The organism is Curtobacterium sp. MEB011 (assembly GCF_030209655.1).
Taxonomy (GTDB): Bacteria; Actinomycetota; Actinomycetes; order Actinomycetales; family Microbacteriaceae; genus Curtobacterium; species Curtobacterium poinsettiae.
Genome location: NZ_JARVRN010000002.1, coordinates 125,491 through 138,220, shown reverse-complemented (window position 1 = coordinate 138,220; position 12,730 = coordinate 125,491). Strand labels below are relative to the sequence as shown.

16 protein-coding genes are annotated in these 12,730 nt (G+C 71.0%); 11 read left to right on the top strand and 5 right to left on the bottom strand.

All coding sequences use genetic code 11. From position 1 onward, the window contains the following. Positions 1–13: 13 nt before the first annotated feature. Positions 14–460 carry a MarR family winged helix-turn-helix transcriptional regulator gene (locus QRN30_RS02510; RefSeq protein ID WP_269429906.1) on the bottom strand — a complete coding sequence of 149 codons (447 nt, stop codon included), beginning with the start codon at positions 458–460 and terminating at the stop codon, positions 14–16. Positions 461–633: 173 nt separating this feature from the next. On the opposite strand from QRN30_RS02510, the gene QRN30_RS02505 reads away from it, so the two are divergent. The 4 genes from QRN30_RS02505 (at position 634) to QRN30_RS02490 (ending at position 3,931) form a co-directional block, all read left to right on the top strand. Further along, positions 634–1,287 carry a COG1361 family protein gene (locus tag QRN30_RS02505; protein WP_017887851.1) on the top strand — a complete coding sequence of 218 codons (654 nt, stop codon included), beginning with the start codon at positions 634–636 and terminating at the stop codon, positions 1,285–1,287. Between the two features lie 105 nt (positions 1,288–1,392). Then, a complete protein-coding gene (locus QRN30_RS02500; protein ID WP_214584699.1) occupies positions 1,393–2,277 on the top strand; it encodes a S26 family signal peptidase in 885 nt (294 codons plus the stop codon). Next, positions 2,274–3,131 carry a LamG domain-containing protein gene (locus QRN30_RS02495; protein ID WP_071250004.1) on the top strand — a complete coding sequence of 286 codons (858 nt, stop codon included), beginning with the start codon at positions 2,274–2,276 and terminating at the stop codon, positions 3,129–3,131. Before QRN30_RS02500 ends, QRN30_RS02495 begins: the two co-directional genes overlap by 4 nt. A 230-nt stretch (positions 3,132–3,361) precedes the next feature. Further along, a complete protein-coding gene (locus QRN30_RS02490; RefSeq protein ID WP_017887854.1) occupies positions 3,362–3,931 on the top strand; it encodes a manganese efflux pump MntP in 570 nt (189 codons plus the stop codon). Positions 3,932–4,014: 83 nt separating this feature from the next. On the opposite strand, the gene QRN30_RS02485 is transcribed toward QRN30_RS02490, so the two are convergent. After that, a complete protein-coding gene (locus tag QRN30_RS02485) occupies positions 4,015–4,350 on the bottom strand; it encodes a DUF4190 domain-containing protein (protein WP_017887855.1) in 336 nt (111 codons plus the stop codon). 85 nt (positions 4,351–4,435) lie between these two features. Here QRN30_RS02485 and QRN30_RS02480 point away from each other — a divergent pair, with 85 nt between their 5' ends. Next, positions 4,436–4,792, top strand: coding sequence for a hypothetical protein (locus QRN30_RS02480; RefSeq protein WP_284760358.1), 357 nt, complete (start codon positions 4,436–4,438; stop codon positions 4,790–4,792). Between the two features lie 29 nt (positions 4,793–4,821). Here the strand turns inward: QRN30_RS02480 and QRN30_RS02475 are convergent, their stop codons facing one another. Next, on the bottom strand, positions 4,822–6,219 hold the full coding sequence (locus tag QRN30_RS02475) for a hypothetical protein (protein WP_284760357.1): 1,398 nt from the start codon (positions 6,217–6,219) through the stop codon (positions 4,822–4,824). A gap of 138 nt (positions 6,220–6,357) precedes the next feature. Here QRN30_RS02475 and QRN30_RS02470 point away from each other — a divergent pair, with 138 nt between their 5' ends. The 3 genes from QRN30_RS02470 (at position 6,358) to QRN30_RS02460 (ending at position 9,135) form a co-directional block, all read left to right on the top strand. Further along, a complete protein-coding gene (locus QRN30_RS02470) occupies positions 6,358–7,080 on the top strand; it encodes an SDR family NAD(P)-dependent oxidoreductase (protein ID WP_284760355.1) in 723 nt (240 codons plus the stop codon). A gap of 97 nt (positions 7,081–7,177) precedes the next feature. Continuing rightward, the gene (locus QRN30_RS02465) at positions 7,178–7,870 is read left to right on the top strand and encodes a DUF6766 family protein (RefSeq protein ID WP_262161584.1); all 693 of its coding nucleotides are present in this window, start codon (positions 7,178–7,180) and stop codon (positions 7,868–7,870) included. A gap of 140 nt (positions 7,871–8,010) precedes the next feature. Further along, positions 8,011–9,135, top strand: a complete 1,125-nt coding sequence (locus tag QRN30_RS02460) for a LacI family DNA-binding transcriptional regulator (RefSeq protein WP_056072268.1) — start codon at positions 8,011–8,013, stop codon at positions 9,133–9,135. Here QRN30_RS02460 and QRN30_RS02455 read toward each other — a convergent pair. After that, entirely contained in the window at positions 9,065–9,460 is a 396-nt protein-coding gene (locus tag QRN30_RS02455) for a MerR family transcriptional regulator (protein ID WP_159556167.1), read from the bottom strand. The two genes, QRN30_RS02460 and QRN30_RS02455, sit on opposite strands and share 71 nt — an antisense overlap. Before the next feature lie 95 nt (positions 9,461–9,555). Between QRN30_RS02455 and QRN30_RS02450 the strand changes: the two genes are divergently transcribed. Then, entirely contained in the window at positions 9,556–10,257 is a 702-nt protein-coding gene (locus QRN30_RS02450; RefSeq protein WP_042539945.1) for an SDR family oxidoreductase, read from the top strand. Positions 10,258–10,378: 121 nt separating this feature from the next. Further along, positions 10,379–11,362: a matrixin family metalloprotease gene (locus QRN30_RS02445; RefSeq protein WP_159556166.1), complete on the top strand. Its 984-nt coding sequence runs from the start codon at positions 10,379–10,381 to the stop codon at positions 11,360–11,362. Between the two features lie 91 nt (positions 11,363–11,453). On the opposite strand, the gene QRN30_RS02440 is transcribed toward QRN30_RS02445, so the two are convergent. Beyond that, entirely contained in the window at positions 11,454–12,104 is a 651-nt protein-coding gene (locus tag QRN30_RS02440) for an NAD(P)H-binding protein (RefSeq protein ID WP_056072266.1), read from the bottom strand. 139 nt (positions 12,105–12,243) lie between these two features. On the opposite strand from QRN30_RS02440, the gene QRN30_RS02435 reads away from it, so the two are divergent. After that, positions 12,244–12,729 (top strand): DUF4126 family protein, encoded by a 486-nt coding sequence (locus QRN30_RS02435; protein ID WP_017887863.1) that lies wholly within the window; start codon positions 12,244–12,246, stop codon positions 12,727–12,729. Position 12,730 lies beyond the last annotated feature (1 nt).

Below are 12,730 nucleotides of genomic sequence, written 5' to 3'. Positions count from 1 at the left end.
TCACCACGAGAGCTCAGGACGCAGCGGCAGCCTGCTCGTACAGACTCGTCGCCAAGTCGTTGAGCACCTCGTGCAGGTCCCCGTTGTGCGCCCCGTCGACGGCCCGGAGCATCGCCGCGTACCGCTCCTGGTAGTCCGACACGACGACATGGCCCGGGGGGAGCAGCCGCAGCAGTGATCCTCGGCGATCGGCCGGGTTCGGTGCGCGCTCGAGGAGCCCGGCGGCGCTCATCCGGTCGATCATGTTCGTCACCGCACCGGAGGTCAGCCCCAGGTACCCGGCGACCTCGGTCGGCGTGGAGTACCCGGTGTCGCTGATGAGCACCATGGCCCGGAGCGCGTTCTCGTGCACGCCCGCGCGAGCGCTCAGCTGACTCACCAGGCTCGCGTTCGCGCGCACCACAGCGGTGAACGCGGTCATGAGCTCGGCTGCGCTGTCCCCGCTTCGTGCTGCTGTCACGACGGTCTTCCTCCGGGTCGGGTGATGGGGGGACAAGGGCCGTCCCCCGCACTGGGGTAAGTATACGAGTCGCACACATGCTCAATCACTGACTATCTTAACCATTGAAGCAAAACAGCCCGAATGTCTTGCTCCCCCCGACCACCGAGCATCACCGAACGAAGAGGTACCCCGTGTCCACCAAGCTCCGCACCTCCGCACTGAAGCGGATCCGCTTCGCCCCCGTGGCCCTCCTCGCGGGTATCTTCGCCGCCGTCCTGCTCTCCCTCTCGCTCACCGGCACCCTGTCAGGGTTCGCCGCGAGCATCACGAACAGCAGCAACACCGCCGCCAGCGGCACGCTGATCATGCAGGAGCAGAACGCCGGCGCCACCGTCACCTGCCTCAGCACCGACGGCGGCTCGGTCTCGACGAACTCGGCGACCTGCTCGACGATCAACAAGTTCGGCGGCAGCACGACGATGACCCCGGGCAACACGGTCAACACCGCGATCTCGATCAAGAACACCGGCACCGCGAACGCCAGCACCTTCACGCTGAACCCGGGCGCCACGTGCACCCAGTCGGCGAACGGTTCGGCCAACGGCACCGCGACCGACCTGTGCGCCAAGATGAACCTCGTCGTCACCTCTGGCTCGACCACCGTGTTCAGCGGCACCCTCGCCAGCTTCAAGGGTGCGGCCGCGTCGGCCATCACGATGCCGCAGGCCCCGGCCGCCGGTGCGAGTGTCCCGTTCAACTTCGCGGTGACCCTGGACTCCTCGGCCGGCAACACCTACCAGGGCCTCGCCGCCTCGGTCCCGATGACCTGGACGTTCACGGCCTGATCCGGCCCGATCCGGTCCCCATCACCACTCCCCAGACCGGCGACGCTCGGCCGACCCCCCTCCGGTCGAGCGTCGCCGTTTCCCTGAACCCCCGGAGCAGCACCCATGAGCCAGACCGCAGCGATGCCGCTCAGCGGCATGCTCGACCGCCCGGTCCTGCGCGGCCGCCAGGTCACCCGCTCCGAGACCGTCCTGGCGTGGTCGGTCGCCGCGATCGCTGCACTCCTGCTCACCGCCGCCGTCCTGTTCCTCTCCGCCGGCGGCCGCTGGTTCGTCGTCGAGACCCCCTCGATGGGCGAGGCTGCCCCGGTCGGCACCCTCGTGCTCGACCTGCCGGTGGACGCCTCCACCCTGCGGGTCGGCGAGATCGTCTCGTTCGAGACCTCCGCCAACCCGGACGTCGTCTACACGCACCGCATCGTGTCGATCGACGCGGACGGTGGGCTCCACACCCGTGGTGACGTCAACGGCGCGATCGACCCGTGGACGCTCACCCAGGCGGACGTCATCGGCACCCCGGCGCTCCTGGTCCCGCACCTCGGGTGGCTGTTCCGGGCCGCCTCGGTCCTGCTCATCGGCACGCTGATCATCCTGACCCTGACCAGCGCGTTCACCGACCGGGTGACCCGCACATGCCTGCGGATCACCGGCGGCGCCCTCACGGCCGCGTACGCGGCCTTCGTGTTCAAGCCGTTCGTCAACGTGACGACGATCACGAACACGTCGAGCCCGAACGGGGTCGAGGCGACCGTGGTCTCGTCCGGGATCTTCCCGGTCCGCATCGACGCCCACGGCGGCAACAGCGTCCACCTGGTCGACGGCGAGGTCGGGCGCGTCGTCATCCACGAGCTCACGGAGCACGGGAACTACCAGCTCATGTCGAACATCGACCTCGACCCCCTGGGTTGGGTCGCCTTGATCGCCGTGTGCCTGGTGCCGCTCGTGGCCTGCCTGGCGGTCGGCCGTGTCGAGGCGGTGCGTCCCTCGTGATCCTCGGTCGCCTGCGCGACGGCCGCGTCGTCGCTGTCCTGCTCGTGGTCGCCCTGGCTGTCGTCGTCCTGCTCAACCAGTTCGCGCCGACCCGCTCGGCCTTCAGCGCACGTGTGACGAACAGCACGAACACCGCGGCGACCGCGCCGTACTTCACGTGCACGGGTGCGGTCGGCGCCGACACCGCGAACGCGCTGTTCGCCTACCGCCTGACCGAGGCCTCGGGGTCGAGGACCGCGACCGACTGGTCGGGTCGCGGCTCCAACGGCACCTACCAGGGCACCATGACCGCGACCACGCCGAGTCCGAACGCCTGCCCACGTGACAGCGGCAGCGCCTACGCGCTGAACGGTTCCACGAGCTACGTCTCGACCCCCCGCTCGGTCGCGAACCCGACGACCTTCAGCGAGGAGGTCTGGTTCCGCACGACCGTCGCGGGCGGCATGCTCATCGGCTTCGGGAGCAGCCAGACCGGCGCGTCGAGCCAGCACGACCGGAAGCTCTACGTGACCACCACGGGGCAGCTCGCCTTCGGTACCTACACCGGCAGCGCCACGCAGGTGCTCACGTCGCCGAGGTCGTACACCGACGGCAGCTGGCACCACGTGGTGACGACGATGTCGCCGACCAACGGCATGCGCCTGTCCGTCGACGGCAAACTCGTCGCGTCGAACGCGGCCTTCACGACCGCCGAGAACTTCACCGGGTACTTCCGCATCGGCTACGACGTCGTCAGCGGCTGGCCGGGTGCTTCCAGCAACCCGTACTTCACCGGGTCCATGCGGTACGCCGCCGTCTACAGCACCGAACTGACGGCCAGCCAGATCGCCGCGCACGCGGCCGCAGGTTCCTGACGCACTGACTGCCGGCCTGGAGGCGCATCGCGGCGCCGCCACGGGCCTCCAGTCCGTCCACTGGTCACGTCGACGACGTGGGCCGGGTTGGCGGACCGGGCCCACCAACCCCCAGATTCGGCGCGACGAATCCCGCTGATCAGGCCTTTTCGTGCCCCGGACCGTGCCAGGATCGTCAGGTCCTGAGACGTCGGCGTCTCCGTCCGACCCTCTCGAAAGGCGCCGTTCCCATGTCGTTCTGGGCCCTCTTCCTCATCGCGCTCGGCGTCTCCGCAGACGCCTTCGCCGTCGCCCTCGGCAAGGGCCTGCACATGAAGCGCTTCGACGTGCGGCACGCGATCGTGATCGCGCTGACGTTCGGGGTGTTCCAGGCGGTGATGCCCCTGATCGGCTGGCTGCTCGGGTCCGCGTTCGCGCAGTACATCGCGGCCTTCGACCACTGGGTCGCGTTCGGGCTGCTCGCGCTGATCGGCGGGAAGATGCTGTGGGAGGCGTTCTCGAAGCACGAGGACACCGAGCAGGACACCGATCGGCTGCCGGTCCGGGAGCTCCTCGTGCTCGCGGTCGCGACCAGCATCGACGCCCTGGCGGTCGGGGTCACCCTGGCGTTCCTGCCCGTGTCGATCGGCGGCGCGGTGCTGCTCATCGGGATCACCACCGCGGTGCTGTCGTTCGTCGGGGTCCTGGTCGGTCGCCGTGTCGGCGCCCGCTTCGGCAAGCCGGCGGAGATCGCGGGTGGTGTCGTGCTGATCCTGATCGGCCTGAACATCGTGCTGGAGCACACCGGCGTCATCGGCTGAGGCCGCGTCTCCGGAACCGACCCCGGACACACCGGAGGCCCGTGGCGAGCTGCCACGGGCCTCCGGTCTGGTGCTGGTGCGCGTCAGTAGCCGGTGGTGCTGCCCGCCGGGGCGTTCGCGACGGCTGTGATCACGAGGATGATCCACAGGATGCCGAACACGACCGACAGGGCGCTGATGATGACGCCGGCGAGGGCTAGGCCGCGGCCGCGCTCCCCGGTCTTCTTGATCTGCGAGAGGGCGATGATCGACACGACCAGGCCGGCGATGTTCACCACGAAGGCCAGGACGAACCCGACGATCGCCATGACGTTGAAGCGGTCGGACGACGGCTGCATGGGCGCACCGTACGGCTGTGGTCCGCCGCCGGCGTAGGGGTTCGGGTTCTGCTGGTTGAACTGGGGCGTGCCGTCACTCATGGCGCCGCGTCCTCTCTGGTCAGGGATTGTCGACACAGGAAACGTACAGGACGAGCGGGCTGAACGGGGGTGGGATCATCGGAACATGGGATGGCTGCGCCGACACGTGCTGCACGGCGGCCGGTACGACGAGCGTGATCGACGTGACCAGCTCCGGCGCTACGTCGTCCGGGGCGACCGGCTCGTCGCGTTCCTCACCGGGCACGGCGATCCGTCCGCCGCGCGGGTACGGGCGCGCGTGGACCATGCGCGGGAGCTGCTCGAGCACGGATGGTCCCGTGACGACCTGCTGACGGTCGCCGCCCCGGTGTGGGCACCGTGGCCGAGCAGCAAGGGGCGTGATGCGGGGGCGCCTGCTCCGGAGGACGCCGACCGGGCGGACGGGTTGATCGCGGACCTGAACGCCGTGGCACTCGAGCTGCGCGCCGTCGCCGAGGTCTGACGGTGCACTGACCGGCAGCACGACACCCGTCAGATGTCGAGCACCCCGTCCACCGCGTCCGACCGGTCGGCGATGTGCCCGGTGGCGATCTCCTCCTCCAGGTGCACCGTGACGTACGTCCAGTCCTCCACGTGCCCGGCGTCGTCGAACACCCGGTAGCGCCGGCGGAGCCGCAGGTACGGCACGGCGCGGTGCTCGAACGACACCACGAGCTCGGTCGCCGGCCACGCCCCCTCGACGGTGACCTCGACGGCCCGGTAGTCGCTCGCCGACCGCCGGGGTTCGGGGTGGTCGCGGGTCCACAGGATGCCGGGCTGGTCGAGGGCTTCGAACACGGCCACGAGGTCCGCGACCGCGCGCTCCCGTGCGGCAGCGTCCAGGTCGTGCAGCGGCCAGTGCGCGCCCTCGACGTCGGTCAGGTCGAACCGCTCCGTCCACGGCGCGAGGGCTGCTTCCAGACGCTCCTGTTCGTCCTCCCACGACGTCTCGTCCTCGTCGCTCGCGGCACGGGAGGGCAGGTCATCGGTGGTGACGGTGACGGGGAGGCCGCCGCTCACGTCGAGGTCGACCTCCCGGGACACGTAGACGATGCTTCGGAACACGGACGCGTCGGGGTCCCGTCGCGGACCGGTCGGTGCGTACCGGATGGTGAGCACCGAGCCCGTGCGGCGGACGTCCTCGACCAGGTGGTCGACGGCGATCGTCGTCCGGCTGCCGTCGTTGCGGACGAGCACCAGTTCAGTCGGCGGGGTCGGCAGGGGCGGAGCGGGTTCCGCCTGCGGTTCAGGCGGCGGGACGAAGCCGCCCTCGACGCCGCCGAAGCTGACGCTCCAGTACCGGGGCCCATCGTCGTCATCGTCGTCCAGCAGCTCGGGGTCGTCGTCCTCCGGCTCCTCGCCGGCAGCGAGCGTCGCTGCCCACTCCTCCGGGGACGGCCAGAACGGCTCCGACGGCGCCCACGGCAGGGTCTCCGGGTCGACGCCGTCGAACGGGTCGGCCGAGTCCTCGTCGAGGTCATCCGCGGACGCGTCGTCCTCGGGCTCCTCGTCCTCGTCATCGCCTGCCCACATCGACGCGTCACGCGGGTCGCCGATCCACAGGCCGTCGACGTCCGCCCCGAGCACGTGTCGATCACCGAGGTCGACGGTGCACGTCACCCCGGTCGGCGTGACGTGCACGGCCGTCCGCGACTCGGTGTCGAGGTCGCCTCCCGCGTCCTCGCGTGACAGGTAGACGACCCAGGCGCCGGCCGCGGTCGCGAGGACCTCGACGTCGTCGACCGCACCGTCCGGCAACGGCGCGTCCGGCCACGTCACCCACCGCACGTCGTCGCCGGTGACGACCGCCGCGACCGGTCGTGTGGCGTCCGGCACGATCGTCGCGTCACCGACGCCGACGGCGTCGATCGGCTCGAGGAAGCTGCTCATGCAGCGACCGTACCGCGGCCCTGTGGCCGGCCCGTGAACAGCCGGGAGGCCCGTGGCGGGCCCGCACCGTGCCTCCCGTCCGACCGTTGCCGGTCCACCTGCCGGACCCGCCGCAGCGGCCGGGCGCATGATGGGCGGATGGCACGCATCCTCGTCACCGGATCCACCGACGGCCTCGGGCGGGGAACCGCCGACTCGCTGCTCCGCAGCGGGCACGACGTCGTCGTCCACGCGCGCAACACGGCCCGCGCCGAGGCGGTCGCCGACCTGGTGGAGCGCGGCGCCGAACTCGTCGTCGCCGACCTGGCGGACCGCGACGCCGTGATCGCCACCGCTCGCCAGCTCGACGCCGGCACCCCGCTCGACGCCGTCGTGCACAACGCCGGCGTGATCTCGGGCCGTTCCCTGGTGCCCGTCAACGTCGTGGCGCCGTACCTGTTCACCGCATTGCTGCGCTCGCCCGAGCGGCACGTGTACCTGAGCAGCGGGATGCACCGGGGCGGCCGTCCGCGCCTGGACACCGTCGACTGGACCGGCGCGTCGGAGACGAACTCGTACTCCGACACGAAGCTGTTCGTGACGGCACTCGCCGCCGAGGTGCCGCTCCGACGCCCGGGCGTGCTGAGCAACGCCGTCGACCCGGGCTGGGTGGCGACCAAGATGGGCGGGGCCGGTGCTCCGGACGACTTCGAGCTCGGACACCGCACGCAGGAGACCCTGGCCACCGATCCGAACCAAACCGTGACGGGTGGTTACTGGTTCCACGGTGAGCAGCAAGCACCACACCCGGCGGTCACCGACCAGCGGTTCCGCACCGACCTGCTCGACGCGCTCGCCGAGGCCACCGGCATCACGCTCTGAGTCGCTGACGGAACCACCGCGACCGGTCGGGTGCTCCTGCGAAGGCGTTCGTCGCGCCCGGACGAGGATGGCGTCGACACGACGAACGGAGGACCCGGTGACCCTCGGCCTGCACAACGGATCGAGTGGGTGGCGGCGCGTGCGACGGCACGGCCTGCTCCTCGCGAACGTCGCCGTCTTCGTCGTGTGCTTCGTCGGCATGGTGTTCTCCGGGTGGCGGGTGTCCGTGGCGGACGCGCTGCAGCACGGCGAGGCGGCCGTGTCGCTCTGGGGCTTCCTGACGAGCGGGGACTTCGCCGAGGCGACCTTCGAGAACTGGGAGAGCGAGTTCCTGCAGATGGGCGCGTACATCGTGTTCACGGTGTTCCTGTTCCAGAAGGGGTCGAGCGAGTCCGAGCCCCTGGACGAACAGAGCCCGCAGGACGATGACCCCCGGGAGCACGCCGACGACCCGAAGGCGCCGTGGCCGGTACGCCGGGGCGGGATCGTGCTCGTGCTGTACGAGAACTCCCTGCTGATCCTGTTCGCGGTGCTGTTCCTCGGCAGTGTCGTCGGGCACGTGATCGGAGGCGCTGCGGCCTACAACGAGGAGCAGCTCGAACACGGTGACAGCGTGGTCTCGGCGTGGGGCTACCTGGGCACGAGCCAGTTCTGGTTCGAGTCGATGCAGAACTGGCAGTCGGAGTTCCTGGTCATCTCGGTGATGGTGATCGCCACCGTGTCCCTGCGGCAACGAGGGTCGAGCCAGTCGAAGCCCGTGGCCGCGCCGACGGAGCAGACCGGCGCCTGAGCGGACGGGAGGCCCGTGGCGGGCCCGCCACGGGCCTCCCGTCCGGTCCGCACCGCGCTGGTGCGGTAGCGTCCTGCCCAACGCAGTCCGCACACGTGAGGGGGCGCCCGATGGCGCAGGGGCACCGCTCTCCACCCACGATGAGCGACGTCGCCGCCGTTGCAGGTGTCTCGAAGAAGACCGTCTCGAACGTGCTGTCCGGCTACGAACACGTCTCCGTCCGCACCCGTGACCGCGTGATGGCCGCCGTCGACGAGCTCGGCTACGAGCTCAACGTCTCGGCCCGCAACTTCCGCGCCGGACGCTCCAAGGTGCTCGGCCTCGCGGTGCCGGAACTGCGGCAGGCGTACTTCGCCGAACTCGCCGATGCCGTCATCCGCGCTGCCGGCGCCGTGGGCTACACCGTGCTGATCGAGCAGACCGCGAGCGGCGTGCGCGAGGCGGACGCGATCACCCGCATGCGCGAGCACTCCATCGACGGCATCATCTACAGCCCGTTGACCGTCCGACCGAGCGACGCCGCCGCGCTCGAGGTGAAGTTCCCCCTCGTCGTGCTCGGTGAGCCGATCCCGGACGCCCCTGTGCCGTTCATCGCCATGTCGAACGCCGACGCCCTGCGCGACGCGACCACCCACCTGCTCGACGCCGGTCGTCGTTCGATCGCGTTCATCGGTTCCGATCCGGCGGGCCCGGTGCGCACGGCGCAGGAGCGGTTGCGGGGCTACCGCGAGGCACTCGACGACCACGGCGTGCCGTTCGCGCCCGAGCGCGTCGTGCCGACCGCGCTGTGGCACCGGGCCGAGGGGGCGGCGGCTGCACGACAGCTCCTAGAAGCCGACGTGCCGGTCGACGGGATCGTCTGCTGCAACGACGCGCTGGCGCTCGGGGCGATGAGCGCGCTGCAGCTGGCGGGCCGGACCGTGCCGGACGACGTCGCGGTCGTCGGGTTCGATGACATCGAGGAGTCGGCGTACTCCACCCCGGCGTTGACCACGGTGTCGGCCGACTTCGACCGCACAGCGGCGACGGCCGTCGGGGTGCTCGTCGCCCAGCTCGAGGAGGGTGCCCCGGCGACACCGGGCGTGCTGCGCTCGCGCCACGCGCTGGTGGTGCGGGCGTCGTCAGCGACCCGCTCGGGACGCGAGGCCCGTGGCGGACCCGCCACGGGCCTCCCGTCCGTCCTGGGGTGGTGTCTCAGGCCGCGACCGGCTCCGCAGGTCGGTCACGCAGTGCCGGGCAGTGCTCGGCGGTGGGGTGCTCGGTGATCGCGATGACCTGCTCGAGGCGCCCGCGGACCGCCTCGAGCTCGGCCAGCTGCGCGGTGATCCGGTCCCGCTCCGCGAGGAGGAGCGCGAACGACTCCGGCGTCGACTCCCCGCGGTCGACGCACGGCAAGAGCTGCACGATCGTGCGGCTCGCGAGCCCGGCGGCGAACAGCTGCTGCACGAGCTGGACCCGCTCCACGGCTGCGTCCGTGTAGGTCCGCTGCCCGCTCGCGGTGCGCGACGCGGTGAGCAGTCCCTGCTCCTCGTAGTACCGCAGCGAGCGGACGCTGACGCCGGTCGCGGCTGCGAGGTCACCGATGCGCATGTCGACTCCGATCCGGGCTTGCCCCTGACATGGATGTGAGGTCTTAGCGTAGCCGAGCCACTGCGGGAGACACCCGCGCGGCAGGAGGAGACACCATGGACATCGCTGGATCGGTCGCACTCGTCACGGGCTCGAACCGGGGCATCGGACGCCGCTTCGCGCTGCAGCTGCTGGAGCGCGGCGCCACCAAGGTCTACGCGACCGCACGTCGACCCGAGCTCGTGGACATCGAGGGCGTCGTGGCGCTGCCGCTCGACATCACCGACCAGGCATCGGTCGAGGCGGCGGCCGCCGCCGCGGGCGACGTCACCCTGCTCGTGAACAACGCCGGCATCTCGACGACGGGCTCGCTGCTCACCGACGACCTCACCGATGCGCGCCGCGAGATGGACACGCACTACTGGGGGAACCTCGCGATGATCCGGGCGTTCGCGCCGGTGATCGAGCGGAACGGTGGCGGCGGCATCGTGAACGTCCTGTCCGCACTGTCCTGGTTCGTCTACCCGGGATCCGGCGCGTACGCGGCGGCGAAGGCCGCCGAGTGGAACCTGACGAACGCCGTCCGGCTCGAGCTCGCAGGCAAGGGGATCAGCGTGCAGGGGCTGCACCTCGGGGCGGCGGACACCGACATGATGGACGGCTACGAGGGGCCGAAGGTCGACCCGGCCGACGTGGCGCGGGCCGCGCTGGACGGCGTCGAGCGCGGTGCGGCCGAGGTCGTCGTCGACGACTGGAGCCGGATGGTGAAGGCATCGCTCGCCGATGCACCGGAGCGCTTCTACGCGCAGTTCGCCTGAGCGTCGCCCCTGACTGGGGGCATGTCCCCGCAGCGCAGTCCTGGACCCGGCGCTGGGTCATCAGCGACCATGGACCCGGATCAGGAACGGGGGGCACGTCGCCCGCCGCTGGAAGGGAACCATGCGTCCTGTCAGGAACGCACTCAGCACCGGGGCGATCGTCGCGATCCTCGCCGGGCTCACCATCACCGCAGCACCCGCCCAGGCGGCGACCCCGGGGACCGGCGCGAGCTGCGCCCCGGGGACCCTGTCGGTGCAGACGCTCGAGAGCGGCTGCACCGCGACGTCCGGCACGGTCGTCACGCCCGACGGCCGCACCTTCGCGCTCCCCGCACCGGGTGAGAGCGTGATGGCGAGCAGCACCTCGGCGCCGGGCGCGCCCGAGCTCGCCGACGTCCTCATCGCGAACAACGGCTCCGCCGGCGTCGCCGTCCGCGTGGACGAGGCATGGCGCGGGTCCGCTCCCGCCGTCCAGCAGGAACGTGCGCAGAGCCAGGCCGCGACCGCGCAGGAGCCCGCCGCGACGACCGCTGCGACCACGAAGTGCACGAGCACGGCGTGGAAGGCGTCCGGCTACAGCTGGGCGAGCACGGTCAAGTGGTACTACAACCAGACCGGCCAGAAGTCGACCTACGCCAAGGACGCCCTGCGCAAGGGCGCGAACGCGTGGAACGGCACCATCTCGGCCTGCGACCGCACGGTGACGTCGACGGCGAAGAACGACTACCTGCGCCTCGCGACCCAGAAGCCGAACCTCACCGACCAGGGCGGCTGCTCGCGGAACAACGGGTACAACGTGATGGGCTGGGGCAAGCTCCCCACCGGCACCCTCGGGGTCACGTGCGTCTGGTTCGACGGCAACGGCAACGCCCGTGAGGCCGACCAGCGCTACGCCACCGGCTTCAAGTGGAGCTCGACGGCCACCTGCTCGGGCGCCCGCTTCGACACCCAGGTCGTCGCGACGCACGAGTGGGGCCACCTGTACGGGCTCGACCACGTCGCCACCGGTACCGGTCAGGTCATGGAGCCGTCCGGCGGCTACTGCGAGCTCGGCGGCCGCACGCTCGGCCGTGGCGACATGACGGGCATCTCGACGCTCTACTGAGCTCGATGCGCTCCTGGGACAACGACGGGGTCGCGGCGGAGAACCGCCGCGACCCCGTTCGTCTGTCTGCCTGTGGGGCTGGAGGTCTTGCTCAGACCGCGTCGGCGCGCAGGAACTCCGCCACCGGGGTCGACCCCTCGTTGAACCGGAAGGTGTTGCCGGCCGTGCCCGGGTTCTCGACCACGTCCGCGACCACGTGCGCCACGTCACCGCGCGGCACCTGGCTCGACGTGCCGTCCCAGTCGACGGACCCGGTCGGCTCGTCATCGGTCAGGGTGCTCGGGGCGACGATCGTCCACTGCAACCCGGAGTCGCGGAGCACGGCGTCGGCGATCATCTTGGACTGCGCGTAGGCGAAGAAGTCCTGGTCCTGCGGGACCCCGTGGTCGAGCTGCGAGCCGGAGAACGACACCATCACGTAGCGGTCGACCCCGGCCTGCTTCGCCCCCTGGATCGAGAGCACCGCGGCGTCGCGGTCGATGGCCCAGGTGCGGTCGACGGAACCGCCACCGGCACCGGCCGACCACACCACCGCGTCGTGCCCGCGCACGAGCTCGGCGAAGTCGTTCAGGGACTGCTGCTGGATGTCCGCGACGTGCGGTTCGCCGCCGTGCGCCCGGATCTCGTCGGACTGGTCGGCGTTCCGGATGACGGAGGTGACGGTGTGCCCGCGCTCGGACAGGATGCGGGTGGCGAGGAGTGCGACCTTGCCGTGGCCGCCGAAGACGATGACGTTGCTCATGGTCCGGACGCTACTCGGGGCGGCTCCGTACCCGGGGAACGCGGGACGTCCGCTCGTCGCTCGTCGCCCGTCGCCTGCGATGCTCGGAACACCCGGGGGCACCGTGCGTACCGTCGGGGGCAACACGACAGGAGTCACGATGAGCAAGCAGCACGAGCAGCACACCCTGGTCCGCACCCTGGTCCTCGGCATCATGAGCGGCGGCCGGAGCGCCACCCCGCTCGCCGTCCTCGCACTGAACCACGACCGGTCCTCGCTGAAGGGGTCGTGGCAGCAGTGGAAGGTCTTCAGCACCCCGCTCGGCCGTGGGCTGCTCGTGGCGTCCGCGGTCGGTGAGCTCATCGGCGACAAGCTGCCGAAGACCCCGAACCGCATCGCCCCCTCTGCGCTGCTCGGTCGCGTCGCGTCCGGTGCCCTCGCCGGTGCGGCCCTCGGCACCACCGGCAAGCGCGACCTGCGCATCGAGGGCGCGATCCTCGGTGGCGTCGGCGCCCTCGTCGGCAGCTTCGTCGGCTGGGGCGTGCGCAAGCTCGTCGGGAGCACGGGACTTCCCGACCCGGTCGTCGCGCTCGCCGAGGACGCCGCGGTCGTCGCGGGCTCGGTGAAGGTCATCACCGCCGACTGAG